The 26,433-nt window shown below is 73.0% G+C and carries 20 protein-coding genes and 1 pseudogene; 11 read left to right on the top strand and 10 right to left on the bottom strand.

From position 1 onward, the window contains the following. Positions 1-114: 114 nt before the first annotated feature. Together J7E94_RS31430 and J7E94_RS31425 are read left to right on the top strand one after the other, a co-directional pair. Positions 115-759, top strand: a complete 645-nt coding sequence (locus J7E94_RS31430) for a hypothetical protein (protein ID WP_215020220.1) — start codon at positions 115-117, stop codon at positions 757-759. Positions 760-850: 91 nt separating this feature from the next. Further along, a complete protein-coding gene (locus J7E94_RS31425; RefSeq protein ID WP_215020219.1) occupies positions 851-1,933 on the top strand; it encodes an NDP-sugar synthase in 1,083 nt (360 codons plus the stop codon). A 45-nt stretch (positions 1,934-1,978) separates the two neighbouring features. Here the strand turns inward: J7E94_RS31425 and J7E94_RS31420 are convergent, their stop codons facing one another. Continuing rightward, on the bottom strand, positions 1,979-3,328 hold the full coding sequence (locus J7E94_RS31420) for an LCP family protein (RefSeq protein ID WP_215020218.1): 1,350 nt from the start codon (positions 3,326-3,328) through the stop codon (positions 1,979-1,981). A 106-nt stretch (positions 3,329-3,434) separates the two neighbouring features. On the opposite strand from J7E94_RS31420, the gene J7E94_RS31415 reads away from it, so the two are divergent. Continuing rightward, complete coding sequence (locus J7E94_RS31415) at positions 3,435-3,971, top strand: acyl-CoA thioesterase (protein ID WP_215020217.1); 537 nt, start codon at positions 3,435-3,437, stop codon at positions 3,969-3,971. Between the two features lie 55 nt (positions 3,972-4,026). Here J7E94_RS31415 and J7E94_RS31410 read toward each other — a convergent pair whose 3' ends face one another. After that, a complete protein-coding gene (locus J7E94_RS31410; RefSeq protein WP_215020244.1) occupies positions 4,027-5,406 on the bottom strand; it encodes an LCP family protein in 1,380 nt (459 codons plus the stop codon). A 291-nt stretch (positions 5,407-5,697) separates the two neighbouring features. Between J7E94_RS31410 and J7E94_RS31405 the strand changes: the two genes are divergently transcribed. Then, a complete protein-coding gene (locus J7E94_RS31405) occupies positions 5,698-6,723 on the top strand; it encodes a glycosyltransferase family 2 protein (RefSeq protein WP_215020216.1) in 1,026 nt (341 codons plus the stop codon). Positions 6,724-6,856: 133 nt separating this feature from the next. On the opposite strand, the gene J7E94_RS31400 is transcribed toward J7E94_RS31405, so the two are convergent. The 4 genes from J7E94_RS31400 to J7E94_RS31385 all read right to left on the bottom strand — a co-directional run bounded on the left by J7E94_RS31400 (position 6,857) and on the right by J7E94_RS31385 (position 12,752). Continuing rightward, the gene (locus J7E94_RS31400; RefSeq protein ID WP_308345564.1) at positions 6,857-8,548 is read right to left on the bottom strand and encodes an LCP family protein; all 1,692 of its coding nucleotides are present in this window, start codon (positions 8,546-8,548) and stop codon (positions 6,857-6,859) included. Positions 8,549-8,608: 60 nt separating this feature from the next. Continuing rightward, complete coding sequence (locus J7E94_RS31395; protein WP_215020215.1) at positions 8,609-10,351, bottom strand: LCP family protein; 1,743 nt, start codon at positions 10,349-10,351, stop codon at positions 8,609-8,611. 223 nt (positions 10,352-10,574) lie between these two features. Then, on the bottom strand, positions 10,575-11,825 hold the full coding sequence (locus J7E94_RS31390; RefSeq protein WP_215020214.1) for an LCP family protein: 1,251 nt from the start codon (positions 11,823-11,825) through the stop codon (positions 10,575-10,577). Positions 11,826-12,002: 177 nt separating this feature from the next. After that, positions 12,003-12,752 carry a TIGR03089 family protein gene (locus J7E94_RS31385; protein WP_215020213.1) on the bottom strand — a complete coding sequence of 250 codons (750 nt, stop codon included), beginning with the start codon at positions 12,750-12,752 and terminating at the stop codon, positions 12,003-12,005. A 139-nt stretch (positions 12,753-12,891) separates the two neighbouring features. Between J7E94_RS31385 and J7E94_RS31380 the strand changes: the two genes are divergently transcribed. Both J7E94_RS31380 and J7E94_RS31375 read left to right on the top strand, forming a co-directional pair. Further along, positions 12,892-14,283, top strand: a complete 1,392-nt coding sequence (locus J7E94_RS31380; protein ID WP_215020212.1) for a peptidoglycan recognition protein — start codon at positions 12,892-12,894, stop codon at positions 14,281-14,283. 441 nt (positions 14,284-14,724) lie between these two features. Beyond that, entirely contained in the window at positions 14,725-15,747 is a 1,023-nt protein-coding gene (locus J7E94_RS31375) for a DNA-3-methyladenine glycosylase (protein WP_215020211.1), read from the top strand. Between the two features lie 165 nt (positions 15,748-15,912). On the opposite strand, the gene J7E94_RS31370 is transcribed toward J7E94_RS31375, so the two are convergent. From J7E94_RS31370 to J7E94_RS31360, 3 genes are read right to left on the bottom strand one after another with little or no spacing between them, the layout of a single operon-like run. Continuing rightward, positions 15,913-17,241, bottom strand: coding sequence for a coenzyme F420-0:L-glutamate ligase (locus J7E94_RS31370; RefSeq protein ID WP_308345562.1), 1,329 nt, complete (start codon positions 17,239-17,241; stop codon positions 15,913-15,915). Next, positions 17,238-18,212 carry a 2-phospho-L-lactate transferase gene (gene cofD / locus J7E94_RS31365; RefSeq protein ID WP_215020210.1) on the bottom strand — a complete coding sequence of 325 codons (975 nt, stop codon included), beginning with the start codon at positions 18,210-18,212 and terminating at the stop codon, positions 17,238-17,240. The genes J7E94_RS31370 and cofD overlap by 4 nt, the downstream gene beginning before the upstream one ends. Before the next feature lie 33 nt (positions 18,213-18,245). Then, the gene (locus J7E94_RS31360; RefSeq protein ID WP_215020209.1) at positions 18,246-18,797 is read right to left on the bottom strand and encodes a cysteine dioxygenase family protein; all 552 of its coding nucleotides are present in this window, start codon (positions 18,795-18,797) and stop codon (positions 18,246-18,248) included. A 628-nt stretch (positions 18,798-19,425) separates the two neighbouring features. On the opposite strand from J7E94_RS31360, the gene J7E94_RS31355 reads away from it, so the two are divergent. The 3 genes from J7E94_RS31355 to J7E94_RS31345 all read left to right on the top strand — a co-directional run bounded on the left by J7E94_RS31355 (position 19,426) and on the right by J7E94_RS31345 (position 25,051). Then, positions 19,426-19,689 (top strand): WhiB family transcriptional regulator, encoded by a 264-nt coding sequence (locus J7E94_RS31355; RefSeq protein WP_003983763.1) that lies wholly within the window; start codon positions 19,426-19,428, stop codon positions 19,687-19,689. A gap of 245 nt (positions 19,690-19,934) precedes the next feature. Further along, positions 19,935-23,564 carry a glycosyltransferase family 2 protein gene (locus J7E94_RS31350; protein ID WP_215020208.1) on the top strand — a complete coding sequence of 1,210 codons (3,630 nt, stop codon included), beginning with the start codon at positions 19,935-19,937 and terminating at the stop codon, positions 23,562-23,564. Beyond that, complete coding sequence (locus J7E94_RS31345) at positions 23,561-25,051, top strand: DUF5719 family protein (RefSeq protein ID WP_215020207.1); 1,491 nt, start codon at positions 23,561-23,563, stop codon at positions 25,049-25,051. The genes J7E94_RS31350 and J7E94_RS31345 overlap by 4 nt, the downstream gene beginning before the upstream one ends. Before the next feature lie 46 nt (positions 25,052-25,097). On the opposite strand, the gene J7E94_RS31340 is transcribed toward J7E94_RS31345, so the two are convergent. Then, positions 25,098-25,577, bottom strand: a complete 480-nt coding sequence (locus J7E94_RS31340; protein ID WP_374224522.1) for a metallopeptidase family protein — start codon at positions 25,575-25,577, stop codon at positions 25,098-25,100. 90 nt (positions 25,578-25,667) lie between these two features. Between J7E94_RS31340 and J7E94_RS31335 the strand changes: the two genes are divergently transcribed. Together J7E94_RS31335 and manB are read left to right on the top strand one after the other, a co-directional pair. After that, a complete protein-coding gene (locus tag J7E94_RS31335; protein WP_308345559.1) occupies positions 25,668-26,042 on the top strand; it encodes a DUF3499 domain-containing protein in 375 nt (124 codons plus the stop codon). 79 nt (positions 26,043-26,121) lie between these two features. Continuing rightward, positions 26,122-26,433 (top strand): annotated as a pseudogene (manB, locus tag J7E94_RS31330) (phosphomannomutase/phosphoglucomutase); the annotation flags it as partial.

The following is a 26,433-nucleotide window of genomic DNA, read 5'->3' as shown; positions in this document are numbered from 1 at the left end:
TGCGTGAACGCGAAGGCCCTCAGCTCCGTTCGGTGGTCGTTCGGGTGCCCCGTGCGGCGTGGTTAGGCTGTGCGCCGGTCAGTTGTCGGCGCGAGGTTGGGGCAGGGAAACAAGTTGTCCGTAGACAGCCAGATATCGGGGATGCTCCGGCAGATCGCCCGCCAGGACGTCATCGAGATCGGACCCGAGCAGACGGTCGGCCGGGTGGCGGCCCTGGCCCACGTCGCGGAGCAGTACGGCTTCGCGTACGGCGAAGCGCGCCGGGCGGGACACAAGAAGGCGCTCGTCCTGGTCCGGATGTACCGCGACCCGAGCCCCGAGGCGCGGGTCCGGGAGTCGGCCACCCTCGCCGCCCACCCGCAGGCGGGCCACGGCGGGACGGTGCCGGGGATGCGGCAGGGGGCGCTGAAGCCGCTGCCCGAGGCGCAGGAGGCCGTGGCCCGGCTGAAGGACCGGATCATGTACGACGCCATGGCGCAGGCCGCCGACAAGCGGCAGCAGGCGATCGCCTGGGGATACTGCGCGGTCCTCGTCCTGGTCCTGCTCATCGCCGGGATGCCGCTGGGGGCCCTGTTCGGCGGCGCCGCCCTCGCGGTGTTCCTGGGCGGCGCCTTCCGGCTGGGTACCGTCCGGCGGCAGCGGATCGCCCGGCGGCTGACGGATGCCGGGTTCGTCCCGGTACGCGACGAGGTGGGCAGGCAGCGCTTCCTGGCGCCCGGGCAGCAGCTGCCTGGCCACGCCAATCCGTTCGCATCCTGATCGCCTCCCGCCCGTTCGGCACGGCCTCGGGGCGTCCTGCGCATGGGCTAAATTTGGACCTTCGTACGCCGAATCGGTTGGGGAGAACGCAATGACGGAAGCGATCCTGCTGGTCGGCGGACAGGGGACGCGGCTGCGTCCGGTGACGGTGAACACGCCCAAGCCGATGGTCCCGACGGCAGGCGTCCCGTTCCTCGCCCACCAGATAGCCAGGGCCGCCGCCGCCGGTGTCACCCACATCGTGATGGCCACCTGCTACCTCGCCGAGGTCTTCGAGCCCTACTTCGGCGACGGATCCGACTTCGGCCTGCGCCTCGAGTACGTGGTCGAGGAGGAGCCGCTGGGCACCGGCGGAGCCATCCGCAACGCCGCGCAGCGGCTGACCGGCGGCCCGGACTCCTCCGTCCTCGTCTTCAACGGGGACATCCTCACCGGCCTGGACATCGCCGGTCTCGTCGCATCCCACCGGACCGCCGACGCCGATGTCTCCCTGCACCTGGTGCAGGTCGAGGACCCGCGCGCCTTCGGTCTGGTCCCCACCGACTCCGAGGGGCGGGTGCTGGCCTTCACCGAGAAGCCGCAGACGCCCGAGGAGATCATCACCGACCAGATCAACGCCGGCTGCTACGTCTTCCGCCGCAGCGTGATCGACTCCATCCCGGCCGGCCGCCCGGTCTCCGTCGAGCGCGAGACCTTCCCCGGCCTGCTCGCCGCCGGGGCCAGGCTGCACGGGGTCACCGAGAACACCTACTGGATGGACCTCGGCCGGCCCGAGTCCATCATCCAGGCCTCCGCCGACCTGGTCCGCGGCGTGGTCTCCTCCCCGGCCGTACCCGGCCGCCGCGGGGAGTCCCTGGTGCTGCCCGGCGCAGAGGTGGCGGCCGGGGCCAAGCTGTCGGGGGGCACCGTCGTGGGCGCCGGAGCCCGGATCGAGGCCGGAGCGGTCGTCCAGGGCTCCATCGTCCTCGACGGCGCCGTCATCGGCCCGGACGCGCAGGTGAGCGCCAGCCTGGTCGGCGCCCGCGCCTCGGTGGGCGCCCGTACGGTCCTGGACGGCGCGGTGATCGGCGACGGCGCGGTCGTGGGTGCCGACAACGAACTGCGCGCGGGCGCCCGGGTGTGGTGCGGGGCCGAGCTCCCCGCCGCCGCGATCCGCTTCTCCCCGGACGCCTGAAAGCCCTCCTGACCCCGCCCGGGGTCAGGAGGGCCGGCGCCGCCGTCAGTTTCCGCTGACGGTGACCTTCTCGTCGTTCTGGATCTGCTTCACCAGCTGCTGCACCTTCGCCTTGTCCCAGACGAGGTTTCCGGCGTGCTGGCCGGAGATCGGCATGTTCATCGAGACGCCGTCACCGCCGTTGACGCCCTTCATCGCGAAGAACATCTGGCCCATGTCCCACAGGCCCATGTCCTTGTCCACGATGAGCGTGTCCAGGCCCGCGCCCAGCAGCGGGTACAGCTCGAACGGGTTGAGGACCGTCGAGGGGGTGGCCGCCTGACTGGCCAGCGCCGACAGGAACTTCTGCTGGTTCTTGGTCCGCTGGAGGTCCGACTCCGCGAAGGCGTAGCGGGTCCGTACGAAGGCCAGCGACTGCTCGCCGTTCAGCGTCTGCTTGCCCGCCTTGAAGTCGGCCCCGGACTTCTCGTCCTTGAAGCCCTGCTCGATGTCCAGCTCCACCCCGCCCAGCGCGTCCACGATGTTCGCGAAGCCGGCGAAGCCGATCTCCGCGTAGTGGTCGATGCGCAGCCCGGTGTTGTGCTCCACCGTGCGCACGAGCAGCTCGGGGCCGTCCTCCGCGTACGCCGCGTTGAGCTTGACCCGCCGCCCCTGCGCCGGGAACTTCTTGCCCGACTGGGAGCCGACGAAGGAGGGGATCTCCACCTCCGAGTCGCGCGGCAGCGAGATCATGGTGTTCCCGCTGGAGCACTTGGCCAGGATCATCATCGAGTCGGTCCGCTTGCCCTCGGCCGAGCCCGTGTGGAGCTTCTTCTTCTCCTCGTCGGACATGCCCTCGCGGCTGTCGGAGCCCACGATCAGGTACGTCGTGCAGTCGCCCTCCTTCGGGCGCTCGATGACCTTGGAGAGGTCCACCTCGCGGCGCACCTTGGAGTCGGCCCAGAAGTAGGTGGAGACCGTGGTCACCAGCAGCGCGGAGACCAGGACGATCGAGCCGATCTTGATCCGCTTGCGCCAGTCCGGCACGGGACCGGGTGCCCGCCCGGGCCGGCCGGGCCCCGACGGGGGCTGCCCGGGCCCACCGGGCTTGCCCGGAGCGCCGCCCGCGGGCGAACCGTAGACATGGCCGGTGCTGTAGCCGCTGTCGTAGCCGCCGTAGGTGCCGGGGCTCTGCGCCTGCTGCGGGGGCACGGACGGCCTCGCCGGGCGCGGGGGCCCCTGGGGCTGCGTCGGCCGTGCGGGCTGCTGCGGGGGCCGCGGCGGCTGCTGCCGCTGCACGTGCCGCATCCGCTGCGCGCCCTCGGGCTGCGCCTGCGCGCTGCCGCGCCCGTACCCGTCGTCGCGGCGGCCGCGGTCCTCGCGGTCGCCGTTCCACCCTGCCGGCCATTCATTCATGCGCCCAAGGATGCCTGGCCGGGCGTGTCGTCCGACAGCCCGGGGCAGGTTCCGTACCGCGGCTGTTGCGAAGCTGATGCCTGCCTTGCGCATCTAAGGTGGCCGTATGACAGAGATAGCGGACGCGCCGGCCGGGAAGCCGGTGTCGGCCTCCCGGACCACCCTCAGCCACATCATGACCGCCAACGACACCAACCTCCTGGGCACGGTGCACGGCGGAGTGATCATGAAGCTGGTGGACGACGCGGCCGGCGCCGTGGCCGGCCGCCACTCCGGCGGTCCGGCGGTCACGGCGTCCATGGACGAGATGGCCTTCCTCGCCCCCGTACGGGTCGGCGACCTCGTGCACGTGAAGGCCCAGTGCAACTGGACGGGCCGCTCCTCCATGGAGATCGGCGTACGGGTCCTCGCGGAGCGGTGGAACGAGTCCACCCCCGCCACCCAGGTCGGCAGCGCCTACCTCGTCTTCGCGGCCGTGGACGCCGACGGCAAGCCCCGCCGGGTCCCGCCCGTCGTCCCCGAGACGGAACGGGACGAGCGGCGCTACCAGGAGGCCCAGATCCGCCGCACCCACCGCCTGGCCCGGCGCCAGGCCATCATGGCGCTGCGCGAGGAGCGGGCGGCCCAGGGCTTCGACGAGTGACCCCGCCGGCGGGCGCCGGCGAGTGACCCCGCCGGCGGTCGCCGACGAGGCGCCCTCACTTCCCGCAGACGACCTCGTCGCCCGTGACCACTCCGAAGGAGCCCTGGTACGGGTCCTCCGCCCGCACCGGCACCACCTTGCTGTAGTCCGCCCCCGCGATCACCAGCACCGTCCGGCCCTGGCCCGCCACCGCCCGCAGCTCGCTGCCCGGCAGCGCGGTCGCCACCGACCGGGCGGAGCGGTCCCAGCGCGGGTCGTAGGCGACCACCGTGCGCTTGACCTCGCGGCTGGCGCCGTTGCCCGGGGCCCCGGTGGTGTCGAAGCCGGTGGCGCGCAGCGCCGCGTCGACCCGGCCGCCCATCCCGTCGATCCGCGTGCCGTTCTCCACCTGGACCCGGACCTGCTGCGGGGGCACGTCCACCGGCACCGCCGCCGGCCGGGCGCCGGTCTTCCCGGGCCGGGCCGGGGCGAGCGGCCGGTCCTCCCGCAGCGCCTCGAACAGCTTGGCGGCCTTCGGTTCGTCCCACTTCACCGTGGAGCCGATGCCCTTGACCGGGAAGGAGGGGTTGCCGACGGGCACGGAGGCGAACTCCGAGGAGGACGGGGCGAAGTCGCGCATCGCCTGCCCGAGGGCGAGCATCTGCTCCGAGCCGAAGCCCTTGTCGGCCCGGACCGAGCCGAGCAGTGTGGAGCTGACCTGCTTGAACTTCACGGGGTTGAGCAGGACCCCGCCGCCGGCCGCCTGTTTGATCAGCGCGGCCATGAACCGCTGCTGGCGCTGCATCCGGCCGAGGTCGGAGGCCCCGTCGATGTGGCGGGAGCGCACGTACTGCAGGGCCTGTCCGCCGCTCAGCCGGTGGTTGCCCGGCAGCAGGTCGAGGCCGGTGTTCGCATCGCGCATGGTCTTGGCGGTGCAGATGTCCACGCCGCCGATCGCGTCGACCGTCTTCATGAAGCTGGTGAAGTCGACCTCCAGGTAGTGGTCGATCTTCACCCGGGTCATGTTCTCGACGGTCCGCACGGTCAGGTTGGGGCCGCCCTCCGCGTACGCGGCGTTCAGCCTCACCGGGTGCGCCCTGTGCGCCTTGCCGGTGACCAGGTCCCGGTGCGCGGGCACCTCGGCGTAGCTGTCGCGGGGCAGGCTGACCACGCTCGCCCGTTCCCGGTCGGCCGACAGGTGCACCAGCATGATCGTGTCCGTGCAGTGGCAGGGCGCCCCGCCGAGGCGGTACTCGCGCTTCTCCTCGGGGCTGATCTTCTCCCGGCCGTCGGTGCCGACCAGCAGGACGTTCAGGCCGTGCCCCGCCTGCGGGCGGTTCTTCATGTCCTTGAAGGGGTCCACCCGGTCGATCCCGGTGTCCAGCCCGGTCATCACGGCGTGCCCGATGGCCCCGGAGCCCAGGACCGCCACCGCCAGCCCGCCCGCGAGCCGCACCCCCCACCGGGGCCGCTCACCGCGGCGCCGGACCGGTCCGCCCGTACCGCCGCGCCGTGCGCGCTGCGGCTGGGGCGGCCTGGCGGGACGGGTGGGACGGTGCGGCTGGGGCACGGTGGACACCTCCGCGGGGATCAGCTGGAACACCAGTCGGGGGACGGGTCGGATCGGTCTGATTCGTCAGAACAGTAGGCCCATACGATCAGCCTCTGTCCGTACCGCTCACTCGGCGCGCACCCGGTTCCCCCGTACGCGGTAACGTGACACCGGTACCCGACCGTGAAGGACCACATGCCCACCCAGCAGCCCGCCGTCTCGGTGATCATGCCGGTGCTCAATGAGGAGCACTACCTCCGCGACTCCGTCCGCCACATCCTGGAACAGGAGTACGCGGGCGAGATGGAGGTGGTGATCGCGCTGGGGCCGTCCACGGACCGCACCGACGAGATCGCCGCCGAGCTCGTCGCCGAGGATCCCCGAGTCCACACCGTCCCGAACCCCACCGGCCGGACCCCGGCGGCCCTCAACGCCGCCATCAAGGCCTCACGTCACCCGATCGTGGTACGCGTCGACGGCCACGGCATGCTCTCGCCGAGCTACATCGCCACCGCCGTACGCCTCCTGGAGGAGACCGGTGCGCAGAACGTCGGCGGCATCATGCACGCCGAGGGCCAGAACACCTGGGAAGAGGCCGTCGCCGCCGCGATGACCTCGAAGATCGGTGTCGGCAACGCGAAGTTCCACACCGGCGGCGAGGCGGGCCCGGCCGAGACCGTCTACCTCGGTGTCTTCCGCCGCGCGGCGCTGGAACAGGCGGGCGGCTACAACGAGGAGTTCGTCCGCGCCCAGGACTGGGAGCTGAACTTCCGCATCCGCGAGGCCGGCGGCCTGATCTGGTTCTCCCCGGAGCTCAAGGTCCAGTACCGCCCGCGGCGCTCCGTACGGGCCCTCGCCAAGCAGTACAAGGACTACGGGCGGTGGCGGCACGTGGTGGCCCGCTACCACGCGGGCTCGATCAACGTGCGCTACCTGGCCCCGCCGACCCTGGTCTGCGCGATCGCGGCGGGCGTGGTCGTGGGCGTGGCGCTCACCCCGCTCGGTTTCGCCGTCCCGGCCGGCTACCTCGCGGCGATCGCCGCGGGCTCCGTCCCGATGGGCAAGGGCCTCTCCCTCAAGGCCCGGGCGCAGATCCCCGTCGCGCTGGCCACCATGCACATGTGCTGGGGCTACGGCTTCCTGACCAGCCCGCGCGCGCTCGCCGACAAGGTCATCGCGAGCCGCCGCCCGGCCGTTTACCGCGACTCCTCGCAGGTCTGAGGCGTACGAAGGGGCCCGGCGCGGCGGCTGTCGTGGATCACAGCCGCCGCGCCGGGCCCCTTTCGCGTACGCGGCCCCAAGGCCCCCTCACGCGAGCGGAGGGCGATCCCCGTGCGTCAGCCGGGGGAGGGCGTCACCAGGTGAAGCCGGGCTGGACCGGCATGCACGCCTTGTCGTTGTCGCCGTTGAGGGCGTGGGCGGAGTCCGGGGCCTTGGTCGGGGCGGGCGGCGGCGGGGTGGGCGCGTCGCCGGTCCGCCAGTCCTTCCCGACGAACAGGATGATCCCCGCTACCTCGTCGGACTTCTGCACGGAGGAGGCCGGCAGGCCGAGCGCGGTGGCCACGGCGGCGGCGTCCGCCGCCTGGCCGTCTCCGGCGTAGCGGACCACCGTGGTGTCCTCGGCGCCGGTCTGGGTGTCGGCGGTGGCCTTGGTGAAGCCCTTGCCCGTCAGCAGCGCCGCGACCTGGCTCGCCCGGTCCTTGGCCTTGGCCCGGGCGCCGTCCTTGCCGCCGGTGGAGTTGCGGACGCTGACCGCGATCTTGGCGGGCGCTGCGGCGGGGGCGGCCGGAGCGGTGGTCGGCGCCTGGGCCGGGGGAGCCGGGGTGGTGGCGGCGGCCGACGGGGCGCCCGTGGGGGTTCCCGAGCCCTTGCCGTCGAGCGCGATGTCCTCGCGGACCATCCTGAACACGTCCTCGGCTTCGCCCGCCATGGGCTCGACCCGTCCGTCCATGCCGGGCCGCGTGCTGTAGACCCACGGCATGGTGGTCATGGTGATCCGCCCCGGCGGGACCTTCTTGAGTTCCATGCTGAGGTCGTACAGCTTGTCGATCTTGTTCAGGCCGGGGTCCACGATCATGGCGTCGATGGCCGCCTGCGCGAGGCTGTTGAGCTTGACCGGGTTGGTGAGCTTGGCGTTCTTGCGGAACTCGCGGGCCATGGAGTTCATGTACTGGTGCTGGGCGTGGGTGCGGCCGATGTCCGTGCCGTCCTCGAAGCCGTAGCGGGTGCGCAGCCACTGCAGGGCCTGCTCGCCCTGGATGACGCTCGTGCCCGCCGGCAGCTTCAGGCCGGAGCCCTTGCCGTCGCGGGTGCGGGATTCGACGTTCTGCTCGACGCAGACCGGGACGCCGCCGATGGCGTCCGCCATCGAGACCACGCCCTTGAAGTCGATCATCATGAAGTGGTCGATGGGTATCTTCGTCAGCTCGGTCCAGGCGGCGACCGTGCAGCCCGGTCCGCCGCGCTGGAGCGACTCGTTGGTCTGGACGAGTCCCCGGCTGGCGGGGTGCACCTTGCCGTTCGGCTCGGTGCACTTGGGCATCATTAGTATCGTGTCGCGCGGCATCGACACCACGGACATGTTGCTGCGGTCCGCGGACAGGTGCAGCAGCATCTGCACGTCCGCGAGCGGCGGGCCGTCGAAGGTGTCCGTAGCCCCGCCGAGAGCCTGGTTCGCCGCGTCGTTGCGCGCGTCGGAGCCGATGAGGAGGATGTTCAGCGGGGTCTGCCCGAAGGCGTTGGGCTTGGAACCGCCCAGTTTGGTCTCGCCGAGGTTCAGCGGGTCCGTCTTGATGCTGCTGTTCAGGTGGCGGTAGTACAGGTAACCGGCCGCCGCCGTCCCGAGTATGAGCAGGGACAGGACGGACGACACCCAGCGCAGGACGCGCCGCCGGCCCCGCCGGGTCGGGCGGCCGGCCGGCCGGCGGGCCGGTCTGGACCCGCCCCGCGGTGGGGGCACCGTGCCGGGCGCGCCCGCACCGCCGCCGGATATGTCACCGGCGGCCTGGGCGGACGCCCCCTCCCCCCGCACGCTGCTCTGCCTCACGTGTCCCCCTCAAGATCCTCTTATGGTCGGCTTGGCGCCGGTCGTGCCGGCTTCAGCCCGTTATTTCGCGCAGACGGCCTTGTCGGCCTGGGCCTGCTGGACGTCCTCGGGCAGTTCCTGCGGCACCGGGGGCGCCAGCGGGGCGCCCGGTTCCTTGAAATCCGGTCCCAGCGTCAGCTTCATCGGCGTCCTCGCCGACGCGTCCGCCGTGCCCATCTTCATCGCGGTGGCCGGGAGCCCCATCATCTCGGCCAACGCCCGGGCCTGGTCGGCCTGGTTGGGTGCGTACTCGAGCTGGGTGGCGCCGACCTTCGCGGGAGCGTTCCCCTGGCTGCCGGCCTTGGCCACACCCTTGCTGTTCTGCAGCCAGTTCAGGGTGGTGGACGCGGAGCCCTTGGGGCCGCCGCCGTTGTAGACGTCCACCCGTACGTCCGCCGCCGGCGCCTTGGCGCCCTGGAGCAGCGCGTCCTGCTTGGCCTTCGCGTCCGCGCCGGCCGCGTCCTTCGCGGCCTGCTCCTTCTTCTCGACCTCCGTGAGCGAGACGTCCCCCCGGATCATCTGGAGCAGCGGACCGGCCAGGGCCTCATTGACGACGACCGTCGCCTTCTTGCCCTCCGGCTCGGCCGGGTTGTCGGACACCGGCAAGGTGGTGAAGGTGATGTTCTTCATGTCGATGTTCTTCAACTCACCCGCCAGGTCGGTGAGTTTGCCGATGGACCCGATCCCCGAGTCCACGCTCAGCGATTTGGTGGCCGCTTCCGCGAGGGACAGGAACTTCTTGGGGCTGGTCAGCGTCTCCTTCGACTTCATCTCACGCATCATCGCACCCAGGAACTGCTGCTGGATCCTGATCCGGTCGAGGTCGCTGTTGTTGCCGAAGCCGTGCCGGGTACGGACGAAGGCCAGGGCCTGCTCGCCCTCCAGCCGGTGAGGGCCGGCGGACAGGTTGAGGTGCGAACCCTCCTCGTCGTTCACGGCCTTGTCCAGGCACACCGGTACTCCGCCGACCGCCGTGCTCAGCGTCTTGACGGCGTTGAAGTCGGCCATCATGAAGTGGTCGACCTCGATCCCGGTGAGTTCCTTGACCGTGCGCATGGTGCAGCCCGCGTCGCGGCCCTCCTGGCCCAGGCTGGTGTTGAAGCGGGTGCCCTTGGTGGGGGGGATCGTCTTCGTCGAACCGTCCGGCTGCTTCGTGGGACAGGCCGGGATGTTGGCGATCAGGTCGCGGGGGATGGACAGCGCGGTCGCGTTCGTCCGGTCCTTCGCGACGTGGAACAGGATCGTGGTGTCGGCGTGGCCGACGCTGTCCTTGTCCCCGTAGCCCTCGTTGCCCGCACCGCTGCGCTTGTCGGTGCCGATGACCAGGATGTTGATGGCCTGGTCCTTCTTGAAGCCGCCGGTGCCCGCGCCCCCGACGTCGGTGATGCTGAGGTTGCCGTTCAGGTGGTCGTAGTAGAGGTACGCCCCCACCGAACCGCCGACCAGCAGGAAGGCCAGCGTCCCGCCGGTGATGACCAGCGCCTTCTTGCGCCGGCCGCCGCCACCGCCGACCTTGCGGGAACGGCCGCCGCGCCGGCCGCCGGGGGGCGGGCCGTCGCCGCGCCGGGGCCCCGGTACGCCGGGGGAGGGTGCGGTGGGCGCCGGCGCCGACGGGGAGGATCTGCGCGGCGGGGCTACCGACGTGCGGCGCGTTTGCGCTGCGGGGTTGCCCAGTCGCAATTCGTAATTGCCTGTGCGGGGGTTGAGCACCCACTGGTCTGCGGGGTCGATTTCATCGGCCCGCCCACGGCTCTGCGCATCCACGGTTGCTCGATCCTCCGTCGGGTGCCTCGCGACGCGCCTCCCCGGGGCGCACGGTCAACGATCCGGCTACGGGTGCCCGGTCTCTGGTCCGGCCGGGGCACCGGATCGCTCACCTTATCCGTCAGATTCGGCTGCAAACCATGCTGGTGACAAATTCCACTCCCCTTATAACGGGGTGAACCACCCATACCGCTCGATTCGGGCACCGGCTTTTGGGATTGCTTTACCGGCAGTCGGCGGTCCCCGCGGTGGTCCCGGTGAAGGTGGGGACGGGCACGGGGGCCGGGGTGGTTCCCCCCTCGGCCGGATCCGTCGGATCCGCGGCCGCCGCCGTCCCCGTGACCGGCGCCGGCCCGATCGTGCTCACGGGCTTCGGCTCGGGCTTCTGCTCCGGCTCGGGCGGCGGCGGGGTGACGGTGACCGGCAGGTCCATCCGCAGCTGCCGGAACAGCCGGGCCGCGTCCGGCTCGACCAGCTCGTCGCGGTTCGGGTCGGCGGCGTACGGCTTCCGGGGCACGGTCAGGAACATGACCCGGTCGGTCGGTGTGTCCCGTATGCCCCGTGCGAGTTCGTACAGGCCGCGCAGCGAGGCCAGTGCCGGGTCCGTGGTCACCGAGGAGGTCGCCGCGTCCAGCAGCGGGTACAGCCGGCCCGGATTGAGCAGAACCCCGTTGCTCTGCACCTTCCTGACGAGCGAGCCGAGGAACTGCTGCTGGCGCTCCATCCGTTCCGTGTCGCTGCCGTTGCCCAGGCTGTAGCGGGCCCGTACGAAGCCGAGCGCCTGCTCGCCCTGGAGGGTCTGGCGCCCGGCGGGCAGCCGCAGCTTGGCCTCGGAGTCGTTCATGGGCTCCTTGAGGCAGACCTCCACCCCGCCTATGGCGTCGACCATCTTCTTGAAGCCGCCGAAGTCGATCACCATGTGGTGGTCGACCCGGATTCCGGTGATCTTCTCCACCGTACGGATCGTGCAGGCGGCCCCGCCCCACTGGAAGGCCCAGTTGAACTGCGAGAACCGCTCGTCGCTGCGGCTCCCGTCCGCCTTCAGGCAGGCCGGTATCTCCGCCATCAGATCCCGGGGTATCGACACCGCTGTCGTGCTCCGCCGGTCCGCCGGCAGGTGCAGCAGGATCGTGGTGTCCGAGCGCTGGGTGCCCTGGTCCTGTCCGTACCGGGCGTTGTCGCTGCCGGAGCGCGAGTCCGAGCCGATCAGGAGGATGTTCTGGGCCCCGGCGGCGAAGTGTGCGGGCCGCTCGCGCTCGTAGCGCCGCAGCTCGGCCGCCGCCGAGGTGTCCTCGGTGATGTTCCCGTCGAGCTTGTTGTAGAGCCACCAGCCGGTGGCCGCCCCCGCCAGGACCAGGAAGGCGACCCCGAGACCGATCCAGCGCAGCAGGCGGCGCCTGCGGCTGTGCGGAGGCCTGGGACTGCCTCCGGCGGCCGCATCGAGCCCGCCCGGCGTGCCTCCGCTCTTCGTCACTGGCGTCCGTCCCCTCGCCGCTACGACAAGCAGCCGTACGAGTGAGCACGGCCACTGCCGATCCTCCCTCCGGGATGCGGCAGGGGCCCGGGGGCAGGGCCCTGTCTAGGGCCATGTGGGTGACAAATCGCCCGTTCTCGACATCAATCAGTGTGGGTGAGGGGGGCAGGCCGCCGGTCAGACCGTGTGGGTGACGCGCTCGCTCTCGGTGCGCTGTGCCAGCCCGTCGGCCGACAGCCGCTCCAGATTCCGGCACAGCACCACGGACCCGCCGGCGGCCAGCGGCGCGAAGAGCCCCGCCGACAGCCCCTCCCAGGTGTCGTAGCCGAGCCCGGTCAGCACCCGCGAGCCCTCACCTAGACCGAGCTTCGCCGCGTCCTCGCGGGCGCGGGCGGTGAGTGCCGCGTACGAGAGCTCCTCGCCGCCGACGGCCAGGCCCGGCCCCTCGGGATCCACCGGCACGAAGGGAGCGAAGCGGTCGCCCTGCCCCGGCACCTCCACGGCGTAGTCGGCGAACCCGGCCGGCGGCTGAGGGAACCGTCCGCCGAGCGGCCGCAGCGCGAGCGCCACCCGCTCCCCTCCGCACGCCAGGGCCCGGTCCAGGGTGTCCGGCCCGCTGACGACGAGGTCGGCGTCGCCCGGATCGCCGTCCACCTCGGCGACGACCCCGACGGAGGCGCAGGCGAGCAGCCACACGGCGCTCTGCCAGTGCGCGGGGAGCATCAGCGCGAGCCGGTCGCCGGGCTCGGCGCCCAGGTCGCCCTGGAGCAGATTGGCGGTCTTCGCCACCCAATTGGCGAAGGTGGCGACGGACAATTCCACCCGCTCGCCCGTGGCGTCGTCGTAGAAGGTGACGAGCGGGCGGCCCGGATCGGCGGCGAGCGCGGATCGCAGCAGGTCGGCAGGGGTGCGGTCGTTGGCGTTCACCCGCCCCAGCGTACGCGGGCCCCTCCCCCGTACGGCGGCCCCCGGCTCATCCGTCCGGGGGGCGATGCGGGCTCCGCCACCGGACGGAGCGTCAGTTCCCGGATGGCGCCGGGCGCCGGGGGTACTCACGATCCTTTTCATGCGTGGATTCCTTGCTTCCTCGATCGGCGTCGCGACGGCTGCCGCACTGGCCCTGCCGCTCGCGCTCCCTACTCCGGCCCTGGCTGAGGGCTCCCCCGTGACCCCCGCCGGGTCCACCCAGTCGCTGCCGCTCGTCCCCCTGGGACCCTCGGCCGACCGGACCCCCGGCGTCCCCGGCATGAGCGCCTCGCCCCGCCTCCCCGAGACACAGGGCCTGGCCGCCCGCGAGGTCAAGACGTTCTCGCTGGTCGGCGTCGTCTGGGACGACGTCGCGACCCAGCTCCACGGCCGGGTCCAGGTCCGCACCCGTTCCCTGCGGACGGCGACCTGGTCCGACTGGCAGGACGTCGAGACGCACAACAGCGAGCACGCGGCCGACCCCGACGCGGCGGAACGCGGCTCCGGCCGGGTCCGCGGCGCCACCGCACCCCTGTGGGTCGGCGCGTCCGACGGCGTCGAGGTCCGGGTCCAGGCGGAACCGGACGCCCCGGCCGGCCGCGCGGCCTCCCGGCTGCCCTCGGGCATGCGGATCGAACTCGTCGACCCGGGTGCGGAAACGCCGCCGTCGGCGTCGGACGGCAAGAACAGCGACCCCGAAGGCGACGACAAGGGCGAGGAGGTGGCGGTGCCGGGCATGACGATGGAGATGGCCGAGTCCTCCGCCGCGAACCTGCCGCACGCCGAGCTGGGCGCGAACGAGATCACCGCCCTCGACAAGGCCGACTCCACCGCCGACGCGATCTTCGCGAGCGAAGGCGAGCTGAGCGAGGCGGCCCGCCCCTACATCGGCCCGCGCCCGCGCATCGTCACCCGCAAGGGGTGGGGCGCGGACGAGAGCCTGCGCGAGTCGGGCTTCGTCTACACGAACACGGTCAAGGCGGCCTTCGTCCACCACAGCGCCTCCGGCAACAACTACGCCTGCAAGGACGCGCCGGCCGTGATCCGCAGCCTGTACCGCTACCACGTGCTGAGCAGCGGCTGGCGGGACATCGGCTACAACTTCGCCGTCGACAAGTGCGGCACGGTCTACGAGGGCCGCGCGGGCGGGGTCTCCAAGCCGGTGCTCGGCGCGCACACGATGGGCTTCAACACGGACAGCATGGGCGTGGCGGTCCTGGGCACCTACACCACCACGGCCCCGCCGGCGGCGGCGGTCGACGCGGTCGCCCGCCTCACGGCCTGGAAGCTCGGCTTCTTCGGCAGGGACCCGCGGGCGAAGACGACCCTGAAATCGGGCGGCGGCAACCTCTACACCAAGGGCAAGAACGTGTCGATGAACGTCATCTCGGGCCACCGGGACGGCTTCGCCACGGAATGCCCCGGCAAGAAGCTGTACGGCAAACTCCCGGCCACCCGCACGACGTCGGCCAAACTCCAGGGCCGCCCGTAGCCCCCGGCGGTCCGCAGGCCCCCTGGGCCCCACCCCTGGGCCCCACCCCTGGGCCCACCCCCGGGGCTCCGCCCCGTGCCTCAATCGCCGGCGCGGGGTCGCCGTCTGCACCGCCGCTGCGCAAGCGGCCCCGGGCTGCGCCCGGGCTCCCTGGGGCTCCGCCCCAGACCCCGCGCCTCAAACGCCGGCGAGGCTGAATATGGCCCCGCCCGCCCTTCGAGGCACGGGGCGGCGCCCCGGTCTTGTGCCGGCACGTGCCCACTGAGGAGGCAAATTCAGCCTTGCCGGGAGGCGCGGGGCGGAGGCCCGTTCCTGTGCCGGCACGTGTCCACTGAGCGGGGCAGATTCAGCCTCGCCGGCGTTTGAGGCGCGGGGTGCGGGGCGGAGCCACCGGGGGTGGGGCCGGGTCCGCCCGCCCGGCCTCAGGGATACGCTCGACGCATGGCCGGCCGCTTCGATCCCCTCACCCCCACCGCCGCGCGCGGAGGCCGCACCGACGTACCTCCCGGGCAGGGCCGCGCCGCGGGAGCCGGGGCCAAGGGCCGCCGCTGGATCCCCGACGGCCCCGTCGACCTCGGGCTCACGCTCGGCCCGCTCCGGCGCGGCTCCGCCGACCCCACGTTCCGCATCACCCCCGACGGCTCCATCTGGAAGGCGAGCCAGACCCCCCAGGGCCCCGCCACGCTCCGTGTATCCAAGAGCGGCAGCGACAACGGCGCCGGCGACATCGACGCCGAAGCCTGGGGTCCCGGCGCCGACTGGATCCTCGAACAGCTCCCCGCACTCCTCGGCGCCGGCGACGACCCCGCCGCCTTCGTCCCCCGCCACCGCCTCCTGCACGCCAGCCACCGCCGCCGCCCGGGCCTGCGCCTCACCCGCACCGGACTGGTCCTGGAGTCCCTGATCCCCACCGTCCTGGAGCAGAAGGTCACCGCCGACGAGGCCTACCGCGCCTGGCGCCGCCTCGTACGGCAGTACGGGGAGCCCGCCCCCGGCCCGCAGCATCCGCACCCGCAGGGCCTGTACGTCATGCCCGCCACCGCCACCTGGGCCCGGATCCCGTCCTGGGACTGGCACAAGGCCGGCGTCGACGCCAAACGCTCCGCCACCATCCTCCGCGCCGTCCGCGTCGCGAACCGCCTGGAGGAGGCCGCCGCCATGGCGCCCGCGCAGGCCGCCGCCCGGCTGGAGGCCGTGCCCGGCATCGGCCCGTGGACCTCCGCGGAGACCCTCCAGCGCAGCAACGGCGACCCCGACGCCGTCACCACCGGCGACCTGCACCTCCCCGGCATCGTCGGCTACGCCCTCGCGGGCGACCGCGACGCCGACGACGCCGCCATGCTGGAGCTCCTCGCCCCCTACGCCGGCCAGCGCCACCGCGCCGCCCGCCTGACCCTCCTCGCGGGCCGCGTACCGCCCCGTCGCACTCCGAAGATGCCCCGGACCGATATCGGCAAGCTCTGAGCGGTCGCTCCATGGCGCCGCCGCCCCGGCCCCGCCATGGTCAGATCCATGTGGAAGATGGTCCTCCTCCTCGGGCTCCTCAGGGGCGGTCTCCTCTTCACCGCGTCCGGCGTTCTGATGTCCTTCGTCGCCGCGTGGCAGTCGTGACCCGCCTGCCGCGCCCGCTCACCGCACCTCGATGAAGTCCTCCGCCGGCCGCCCCGGCCGCTCCCGCGGCGGCTCGGCCGCATGCCCCACCGCGACCGCCCCCATCGGGTCCCAGTCGTCCGGCAGCCGCAGCACCTCGCGCACCACGTCCCGGCAGAACATCGTCGAGGACACCCACGCCGACCCCAGCCGCTCCCCGGCCAGCGCCACCAGGAAGTTCTGCACGCCCGCGCCCATCGCGACCACGAACATCTCCCGCTCCGCCGCATCGCGCCGGGCGTCCCCGTAGTCGTGCGCCCCGTCCGCCACCAGGCACGGCACCACCAGGTACGGGGCGGCCCGCAGCACCTCCCCGCGCCGCACCCGCTTCGCGATGGACTCCTCGGACTTGCCGTCCGCCCGCAGGTCCGCGACCCACGCGTCGCGCATCGCGTCCAGCAGCTCCCGCCGCGCCGCCGCCGACTCCAGCAGCACGAACCGCCACGGAGTGGTGTGGTGCGGAGCCGGGGCCGTCACGGCCGCCGCCACCGCCCGCCGGACCGCGCCCGGGTCCACCGGACCGGCCGTGAAGGCCCGTACGGTACGCCGCTGCGTCACGGCTTCCCGTACCGCCTCCGAGGTGCCCAGCCGGAACATGTCGTCGGCCGGCGTGCGCACCAGGTCCCGGGCCGTCGACCCCTCGCCCAGTACGTGGGCCAGCCCGCGTACGACGGCCACCGGCAGACCGGCCGCCTTGCCCTTGACCAGGTCTCCGGCCGCGGCCAGCTCGTCCGCCGTCGCCACTATCGTCGCGCTCAGCGGATTGCCGTGGGCGTCGCTGCCGCCGCGCAGGTCGTCCAGGACCCGCACCCCGGCCGAGCCGATCGCCACGTCCGTCAGCCCGGTGCGCCAGGGCCGCCCGAACGTGTCCGTCACGACCACGCCGACGTCCACGGAGAGGATGTCGCGCAGCCCGGCGCGGATCGCGGCGGCCGAGGCGTCGGGGTCCTCGGGCAGCAGCAGCACCGTGCCGGGGGCCGTGTTGGACGCGTCCACCCCGGCCGCCGCCATCACCAGCCCCTGCCGGTTCTCGACGATCCGCAGGGGCCCCCGGCGCGCGACCACCCGTACGGTCTCGGCGTCGATCGCCTCGTCGCGGGAATCGGCCTCGACGATCCGGCCCTCCGCCTTCGAGACGATCTTCGAGGTGACCAGCAGGACGTCCCCGTCCCGCAGCCCGGGCGCGGCCACCGCGATCAGCTTGGCCAGGTCGTCGCCCGCCCTGACCTCCGGTATCCCGTCGACCGCCCGCACCTCGTACGAGGGCACGCGCGCCGGAGGCACGCGGTCGGGGGGCACGACCGTCACCGCGAGGCCTCCGCCAGGTCCAGCGCGGCCCGGGCCATCTCGGCGGTGGCCTCCAGGTCGGTCATCATCAGCGGCACCGCGCGGCAGGTGATCCCGGCGGCCTCCACCTCGGCGACGGCGTCCGCGTCGGCGGTGTCCACGAGCCAGCCGTCGAGCAGCCCGGTCCCGTAGTGCAGGGCGACCGCCGCGGCCGTGGACTCGACGCCGACCGCGGCCAGCACCTTGTCGGCCATGCCGCGCACGGGGGCGCCCCCGACGATGGGGGAGAGGCCCACGACCGGGGCCTGCGAGGAGGCCACGGCCTCCCGGATGCCGGGCACGGAGAGGATCGTCCCGACCGAGACCACCGGGTTGGACGGCGGGAAGATGATCACATCGGCGGCCGCGATGGCCTCCAGCACGCCGGGCGCGGGCTTGGCCTGCTCGGCCCCTACGGGGACGACGGCCTCCGCGTCGACCGAGGCGCGCAGCCGGACCCAGTACTCCTGGAAGTGGATGACGCGGCGCTCTGCAGAACCAGGCCGGCCGGCGCCGGCCTCGGTGATCGCGACGTGGGTCTCGACGCGGTCGTCGGACATGGGCAGCAGCCGGACGCCGGGCTGCCAGCGGTCGCAGAGGGCCTCGGTGACGGCGCTCAGCGGGTAGCCCGCGCCGAGCATCTGGGTACGGACGATGTGGGTGGCGAAGTCGCGGTCGCCGAGGCCGAACCAGGTGGGTCCGACCCCGTAGGCGGCGAGCTCCTCCTTGACGGTGAAGGACTCGTCGGTGCGGCCCCAGCCCTGGTCCTCGTTGATGCCACCGCCGAGGGTGTACATCACCGTGTCCAGATCGGGGCACACCTTGAGCCCGAACAGGTGAATGTCGTCACCGGTGTTGCCGATGACCGTGATGTCAGCGTCGGGCACGGCCGACTTGAGTCCGCGGAGGAACCGGGCGCCGCCTATACCGCCGGCCAGAACAACAATGCGCATGCACCGAAGTCTGTCAGGCCCGGACGGACCTGGTCAGGCAGGTACGGACTCCGGGCGGGCCGGGGAGCAGTGGTGCATCGGCATCTCGGTCAGGCCCGGGAAGTAGACGTGCAGGCTGACCGCGCCGTCGAGGCTGTCGTTGACGACCTCGTGGGCGTAGCCGGGGGCGAAGACGCGCTGCGCGCCGGGGCGGTGGGTGAGCGGTCCGCGCGGGGTGTGCTCGGTGAGCTCGCCGTCCAGGACGGTCAGCACGCCGGAGGAGGCGCCGTGGTCGTGCAGGCCGCTGCCCTGGCCGGGGACCCAGCTCAGCAGCCAGACCTCGTAGCCGGGGCCGGTGTGCAGCCGGTGGTACCAGCGGGTGGTGGCGTCGTAGCGGACGAGGTGCTCCCAGGAGGCGCGGTCCTCGGCGATGGAGCGGGCGAGGCCCACGAAATCGGCGACGGTGGCCGGGTGTTCACGGGGCGGCTGGAGGAGGTGCTGGACGGCGAGGATGTCGCCGGCGATCTGGAGGTCGCTCTCGCTGCTGCTGCTGCTGCTGCTGCTGCGGGCGGTGGGGGTGGTTCCGGGAGTGGTGGTGCTGTTCATCGTGGGGATTACCTCGACGGTGTCAGTCGTGCTGGCGGTTGCTGTGGGGGCGGCCGGAGCTCAGGGGAGCCGAAGCTCCGAAGGCATCAACAGCTGCAACAGCAACAGCGAACCTGGGCAGCGCACAGGAACCCACGAATGGGGGTCCGGGTGGCGGCTGCGGGCGCTGACATGCGGACAAGGAGACCGGGTCGCGGGCCGGGCTGTCAACCCAATGTCTGATTTGGGGCATAAGTTTCACCTCATCCGGTTACCGCGTACGGAGAAAGGTTTGTGCAGGCGGAACCGGGGGATGTGCGCTGTGCGCCAGCTCAAACCGAACCCGCCATGTCGTGATCGGAATGTGATCTAGGCCGCTTCTGTGTCCGGATCGCAACCTCCACCTCGGAGTGACACGTCGAATACGGGTGAAGGCGGGCATCGTGCGGCGCGCGTGGCATGTGTCACGATTTTTGGCGATATGAACACTTTCTGCATAACCTTGGTTCCGCAGAGTGAATAAGGGGCCCAATAGCAGATCTCGGCTTGACTGCGCTGGAGCCACGCACTTGTAATTTCACTCGTGTCGTTACGTAGCGATCAGTGACGACATGACCACGGGGACGCACAGACAGAGCGAGGGGCGCACATGACCGAGCTGTTTCAGGAACTGCTGGTCGAGGAGGCGGACGAGGAGCTCGGATGGCAGGAGCGCGCTCTGTGCGCCCAGACCGACCCCGAGTCCTTCTTCCCCGAGAAGGGCGGCTCGACCCGCGAGGCAAAGAAGGTCTGCCTCGCCTGCGAAGTCCGTTCGGAATGCCTTGAGTACGCCCTCGCCAACGACGAGCGATTCGGCATCTGGGGCGGCCTGTCCGAGCGCGAGCGCCGCCGCCTGAAAAAGGCAGCGGTCTGATACCACCCGGAAGCATCCCGCCGGGCACCTACCGCACATCGCACGACATATCGAACCGCACGACCGACAACCGCATCGCACAGAGCAAACGGTCCGCCTCCCGCACCTTCCCCGCCGGAGGCGGACCGTCGCTTTTCCAGCCGTTAGGGTGGGGCGCTGTCCAGCAGCCTCCGAGGGAACACCACCCCCGGATCCTCCCCCCGACTCCGTCCGGGGGACCCCCAGGCCGGAGGGCCCGTACAGCGATGTCCCTGCACAGCCAGTCGGCGGCCTCGTACCAGGCCCCCGCCACACCCGAGTTCCCCCGGCACGTCGTCACCGCGGTCCTCGTCGCCCACGACGGCGACCGCTGGCTGCCCCGGACACTCGCCGGCCTCCTCGGCCAGGAACGCCCCGCGCAGAACCACGTCGCCGCCGACACCGGCAGCGCCGACGCATCCGCGCGACTGCTCACCGAGGCCTTCGGAGACGACCGCGTCCTGCACCTCGCCCGCCGCACCGGCTTCGGCGCCGCAGTCGACGAAGCCGCCCGCACCGCCGGGACCCTGACCCCCGAGGACCTCCCGTACCTCAAGCGCCCCAGCGGCTGGGACCCCGTCAGCCGCACCTGGCGCGACGACGCGTACGACCTCCCCGAACTCCCCCACGGCGAACCCGTCCAGTGGCTCTGGCTCCTCCACGACGACAGCGCCCCCGAACCCGACGCCCTCACCGAACTGCTGCGCGTCGCCGACGAGAACCCCGACGCCGCGGTCATCGGCCCCAAACTGCGCGGCTGGTACGACAAGAAGCAGCTCCTCGAAGCCGGCGTCACCATCGCCCGCAGCGGCCGCCGCTGGACCGGACTCGACCGCCGCGAACAGGACCAGGGCCAGCACGACCAGGTCCGCCCCGTCCTCTCCGTCTCCACCGCCGGCATGCTGATCCGCCGCGACGTCTACGACGCCCTCGGCGGCTTCGACCGCCGCCTGCCCCTGATGCGCGACGACGTCGACCTGTGCTGGCGCGCCCACAGCGCCGGCCACACCGTCCTCGTCGCGCCCGACGCCGTCATGCGCCACGCCGAGGCCTCCGCCCGCGAACGCCGCACCGTCGACTGCGCCGGCCGTACGAGCGCCAGCCCCCACCGCGTCGACAAGGCCGGCGCCGTCTACACGATGCTCGCCAACAGCTCCGGCCGCGCCCTGCCCTACGTCCTGCTGCGCGTCCTGCTCGGCACCGTGCTCCGCACCCTCGCCTACCTCATCGGCAAGGCCCCCGGCCAGGCCGTCGACGAGTTCACCGGCCTCCTGGCCACCCTGCTGCGCCCCGGCCGCATCCTCGCCGCGCGGGGGCGCCGCCGCCGCCCCGCCGTCCCCGCCGCCGAACTGCGCCCGCTCTTCCCGCCGCCCGGCGCCTCCCTGCGGGCCAACGCCGAACAGCTCGCCGGCTACTTCGCCGACGGCCGCGACACCGACCCCGCCCCCGCCGGCCGGCACGGCGGAGGCAGCATCCTGACCGCCCCCGGAGAGGAGGACTTCCAGGAGACCGAGCGCTTCGCCCGCCTCAAGCGGATCGCCCGCAACCCCGCGCCGGTCCTCTTCGGCCTCCTCCTGCTCCTCTCCCTCGGCGCCTGCCGCGCCCTCATCGGCGGCGGCTCGCTCATGGGCGGCGCCCTGCTCCCCGCCCCCGACAGCGGCCCCGACCTCTGGCGCGCCTACACCGAGGGCTGGCAGGCCGTCTCCACCGGCTCCACCGCCGACGCCCCGCCCTACCTCGCGGTCCTCGGGGGCTTCGCCACGCTCCTCTTCGGCTCCACCCAGGCCGCCCTCACCCTGCTCCTCGTCGGCTCCGTCCCCCTCGCCGGACTCGCCGCCTACTTCGCCTCCCGGCCGCTCGTCGCCTCCCGGCTGCTGCGCGCCTGGGCGGCCATCGCCTACGCGTTCCTGCCCGCCGTCACCGGAGCCCTCGCCGGCGGCCGCCTCGGCACCGCCGTCCTCGCCGTCCTGCTGCCGCTGATCGCCCGCTCCGCCGTCACCGCCTTCGCCCTCGGGGCCGACGGCGACCGCACCGGCCGGCGAGCGGTGTGGACGTACACCCTCCTGCTGACCCTGGCCACCGCCTTCACGCCCGTTGTCTGGCCGCTCGCCGCAGTCCTCGGCGCCGCCGCGCTCGTCCTGCGCCTCGCGCGCTCCAAGGCCGCGCAGCCGAAGACGCAATGGAAGACGTACGCAGCGCGGCTGCTCGCCACCCTCGCCGTCCCGGTCCTCGTCCTCGCCCCCTGGTCGCTCGGCCTGTTCACGCACCCCGGGCGTCTCCTGGACGAGGCCGGACTGCCCTACGGAGCCGGCTCCGCCACCGCCCTGGACCTGCTCGGCACCAGCCCCGGCGGCCCCGGCACCACCGGCGGCCTGCTGCTCGCCGGCATCGTCCTGGCCGCCCTGGCCGCCCTGCTGCGCACGGACCGGCAGCTCGCCGTCCGCGCCGCCTGGGCCGTGGCCCTGGCCGCCCTGCTCCTCGCCGTCGTCCTCAACCGCAGCGGCTGGGCCGGCCCCGCCACCCTCGTCTACGGACTGGCCCTGCTGGCCGCCGCCGCGCTCGGCGCGGACGGCGCCAGGGAACGCGTGGCCGCGCGCAGCTTCGGCTGGCGCCAGCCGCTGGCCGCGCTCATCGCCCTCGCCGCCGCCGCCGGACCGCTGCTCGCCGCGGCCGCCTGGCTGGTCGCCGGCGCCGACGGCCCGCTCCAGCGCCGCGACCCCGTGCAGGTCCCCGCGTTCGTCGCCGACGCAAGCGGCGACGACAACCAGACCCGCACCCTGATCCTCGGCCTGGACCGGCCCGGCACCGTCTCCTACAGCCTCGTCCGCGGCTCCGGCGGCCGCCTCGGCGACGCCGAGACCGCCGCCCGGACCGGCAGCGACCCCCGCCTCGACAAGGTCGTCTCCAACCTCGTCGCCGGCTCCGGCGCCGACCAGTCGAGCCAGCTCAGCGCCTACGCCATCCGCTTCGTCATGTTCCGCCCCGGCGGCCCCGCGGAGATCCGCCGCGTCCTCGACGCCACCCCCGGCCTCAGCCGACGCCACCAGCAGGACGGCACCGCGTTGTGGGGCGTCGAGCCCTGGCTGCCCCGCGCCGTCATCGTCTCCGGCAAGCAGGGCGAGGCACCGATCCCGGTCGCCGCGGGCCCCGTGGAGGCCCACGGAAAGATCCCGGCCGGCGAGGCGGGCCGCACGCTGCGCATCGCCGACCGCGCCGACTCCGGCTGGCAGGCCACCCTCGACGGCAAGCCCCTCAAGCCCAAGACCCTCGACGGCTGGGCGCAGGGCTTCGAACTGCCCGCCGACGGCGGCCGCCTCGACCTCGTCCACGAGGACTCCCTCGTCAGGACAGCCTGGCACTGGACTCAGGGCCTCCTCGCCCTGGTCCTGCTGGTGATGGCCCTGCCCGGCCGCCGCGAGCGGCTCGACGACGACCTCCCCGAGGAGGAGGCCGCGATCCCCGCCCAGCCCGGCCCGGGCGAGCCCGGCGAAGGCCGCCGCGCCCGCCGGCTGCGCGCCGAGTCCGAGCCCGGCCCCGCACCCGTGGAGGCCGCGGTGGCCGCCGACCCGTATGCGGAGATCCCGGCGCAGCCGGCCTACGGCGAGGACACGTACGCCTACCCGGCCTACGGCGACCAGGGCGGCTACGCCTACGAGCAGCCGCAGCAGCCGCAGCAGCCGCCGTACGAGGAGCCGTACCAGCAGGGCTACGAGCCCCCGTACCCCCAGCAGCAGCCGGACCGGCAGCAGCCGGACCAGCAGCAGTACCCGTACCCGTACGAGCCCTATGAGACGTACGAGGCCTACGACCCCCACGCACCGCACGACCCGCGTTCCGACGGGAGCCCCCAGCAGTGAAGCAGCGCGCACCCCTGACGCTGGCGGCCGTGACCGCGGCGCTGGCAGCCCTCACCGGCATCGCCTCCCTCACCGCCCCCTCCCCCGAGGGGAAGGCGGCCGACGGCAAGGTGGCGTCCGCGCCCCGGATGCCGGTGGAGCGGTCCCTGCTGGTCTGTCCGGCGCCCAGCTCCTCGGACATCGCGGAGACCACGTACACGGCCTTCACCCCCGGCGCGGCCGCCCCGGCCGAGGGCAAGGGCTCGGCCCGGCTGCTCGGCGCCACCAAGGAGGCCAAGCCGGTTCTGGAGTCCAAGGAGGTCGGCAAGCCCTTCGGAGCCACTGCCTCCGGCGCCGATGCGCCCGCGCTGACGGGCAGCGCCGACGGGATCCTGGCCCCCGGCTGGACCGTGCAGCAGACCACCAAGGTCTCCGTCGGCCGGGCCCGCGGCGTCCTCGGCGTCGGCTGCACCGCACCCGGCACCGACTTCTGGTTCCCGGCGGTCGGCACGGCCAAGGGGCGGGAGGACTACCTCCACCTCACCAACCCGGACGACGCCGCCGCCGTCGTCGACATCAAGCTCTTCGGCCCCGACGGGCTGGCCAAGGCCGAGGCGGCCACCGGCGAGGGCATCCGGATCGACCCCAAGTCCAGCAAGTCCGTCCTGCTCTCCTCCCTGGTCCCGGGCATCCAGCTCGCGGACGCCACCGCGCACGTCACCACCCGGGCCGGCCGGGTCGGCGCCTCGGTCCAGGCCGCCGAGGAGGGCGTGGGCGCCGACTGGCTGCCGGCCTCCGCCGATCCGGCGGGCTCACTGGTCCTGCCGGGCATCCCGGCCGACGCCGCCTCAGTCCGCCTGGTCGCCTTCGTCCCGGGCGAGGAGGACGCGGACCTGAAGATCCGGCTGGCCGGGCCGGGCGGCCCCATCACCCCGGCGGACAACGAGCAGCTGCACCTCAAGGCCGGCATGACGGCGAGCGTCGACCTCAAGGACGTGACCCGCGGCGAACAGGGCTCCCTGGTACTGACCCCGGTGGACCTCAAGCGGGCCACGCCGGTGGTCGCGGCGGTACGGGTGGTCCGCGGCAACGGCGCCAAGCAGGAACTCGGCTTCGTCCCGGCCGCCGGACCGGTGGGCGCGCGGGCCACCGTGGCCGACAACCGGCCCGAGGAGAACGCGACCGTACTGACGCTCACGGCGCCCGGCGACAAGGACGCGAAGGTCAAGGTGACGGCCTCGCCCGGCACCGGCGGCGGGGAACCGGCCTCCCAGGAGGTCACGGTCAAGGCGGGCACGACACAGAAGGTCGACATCGCCCCGGCGGGCGCCAAGGGCGCCTACGCCCTCACCGTCGAAACCCTCTCCGGCGGCCCGGTCCACGCGTCCCGCACCCTGTCCCTCCCGCACGAGGGCATCGCGATGTTCACCGTCCAGACCCTGTCCGACGACCACTCCACCGTCTCGGTGCCCAGGGCCACCGAGGACCTCTCGGTCCTGACCGGGTAACGCAGGCGGCAGGGCGCGGGACGATCCCCCCGGTCATCGGGGTCGGTCAGTCCTGCCCGTACCGCGGATCCACGGTCTCGGGCGACAGCCCCAGCAGCTCCGCCACCTGCTCCACCACGATCTCGTGCACCAGCAAGGCCTTCTCGTCCCGCGACTTCGTACGGATCTCCACCGGCCGCCGGAACACCACGATCCGGGCCGGCCGGCCGTCGCGGGCCTCCTGGAGCGCGCCCAGCGGCACCGCCTCGTCGTTCCAGCCGCCGTCCGGGCCGCCCGGCGGACCGGGCACGTCGCCGACGAGGAACTCCACCTCGGCCAGCTGCGGCCAGCGCCGCTCCAGCCGCTCCACGGAGTCCCGTACGAGGTCCCCGAAGAGCTCCGCCCGGCTCGCCGACAGCGGGACCTGCGGGGGCGCCACCGGCCCGCGCATCCCGCGCCCGTGCCGGTCGCGGCGACGCGGACGCGGCTCGGCGGGGGCCCCCACAGGGGGCTCGGCGGGGTGGGGAGGCAGCGGGCTGTCGGTCACCCCCGCAGGGTAGCCCTCGCCACGACACGGGGGAGTGAGCGGCGGGAGAGTCGTCGCGGCCCGGTCAAGAGTGCGGTACCGTCCAACGTCGTGAGCCTTGTACGTCGCTGTTCGCGCACCGCGTGCGGCCGCCCTGCCGTCGCGACACTGACGTACGTCTACGCCGATTCGACCGCAGTTCTCGGCCCGCTCGCCACCTACGCCGAACCCCATTGCTACGACCTGTGTGCCGAGCACTCGGAGCGCCTGACCGCCCCGCGCGGCTGGGACGTCGTCCGCCTGTCCGACGGGTCCGCGCCGTCGCGCCCCAGCGGTGACGACCTCGAAGCCCTCGCCAACGCGGTACGCGAAGCCGCCCGGCCGCCCGAGCGCGCCGCCGAGGCGGGAGGGGCCGGCCAGAAGGGCCCGTCCACCGGCGAGACGCGTCGCGGACACCTGCGCGTCCTGAGATCGCCCGATTCCTGACGCTGTGATCATCTGAAGTACCGCTCCGGGTTCAGGGTAGGTTGACCGGACCGGACAAAACCTTCAGGAGGGGCAGGCAGTGGCCGCAGATCTTTCGAACATCGTCAAGGCGTATGACGTGCGTGGCGTTGTGCCGGACGAGTGGGACGAGTCGCTGGCGGAGCTGTTCGGTGCGGCATTCGTGGAGGTGACGGGTGCTGCGGCGATCGTGGTCGGCCATGACATGCGTCCGTCGTCCCCGGGTCTGTCGGCGGCGTTCGCGCGGGGTGCGGCGGCCCGCGGCGTGGACGTGACGCTGATCGGGCTGTGTTCGACGGACCAGCTGTACTACGCGTCGGGTTCTCTGGGTCTGCCGGGTGCGATGTTCACTGCGTCGCACAATCCGGCGCAG

The organism is Streptomyces sp. ISL-94 (assembly GCF_018614075.1).
Classification (GTDB): domain Bacteria; phylum Actinomycetota; class Actinomycetes; order Streptomycetales; family Streptomycetaceae; genus Streptomyces.
Note: the sequence above shows the minus strand (reverse complement) of the source record. Positions and strands in the feature narration are given on the sequence as shown.

What these genes read in the sequence shown, in the direction of transcription:
- J7E94_RS31425 (WP_215020219.1), top strand. Translation starts at nt 851, where the DNA reads ATGACGGAAGCGATCCTGCTGGTCGGCGGACAGGGGACGCGGCTGCGT.
- J7E94_RS31420 (WP_215020218.1), bottom strand. Translation starts at nt 3,328, where the DNA reads ATGAATGAATGGCCGGCAGGGTGGAACGGCGACCGCGAGGACCGCGGC.
- J7E94_RS31415 (WP_215020217.1), top strand. Translation starts at nt 3,435, where the DNA reads ATGACAGAGATAGCGGACGCGCCGGCCGGGAAGCCGGTGTCGGCCTCC.
- J7E94_RS31405 (WP_215020216.1), top strand. Translation starts at nt 5,698, where the DNA reads ATGCCCACCCAGCAGCCCGCCGTCTCGGTGATCATGCCGGTGCTCAAT.
- J7E94_RS31380 (WP_215020212.1), top strand. Translation starts at nt 12,892, where the DNA reads ATGCGTGGATTCCTTGCTTCCTCGATCGGCGTCGCGACGGCTGCCGCA.
- J7E94_RS31375 (WP_215020211.1), top strand. Translation starts at nt 14,725, where the DNA reads ATGGCCGGCCGCTTCGATCCCCTCACCCCCACCGCCGCGCGCGGAGGC.
- cofD (WP_215020210.1), bottom strand. Translation starts at nt 18,212, where the DNA reads ATGCGCATTGTTGTTCTGGCCGGCGGTATAGGCGGCGCCCGGTTCCTC.
- J7E94_RS31360 (WP_215020209.1), bottom strand. Translation starts at nt 18,797, where the DNA reads ATGAACAGCACCACCACTCCCGGAACCACCCCCACCGCCCGCAGCAGC.
- J7E94_RS31355 (WP_003983763.1), top strand. Translation starts at nt 19,426, where the DNA reads ATGACCGAGCTGTTTCAGGAACTGCTGGTCGAGGAGGCGGACGAGGAG.
- J7E94_RS31350 (WP_215020208.1), top strand. Translation starts at nt 19,935, where the DNA reads ATGTCCCTGCACAGCCAGTCGGCGGCCTCGTACCAGGCCCCCGCCACA.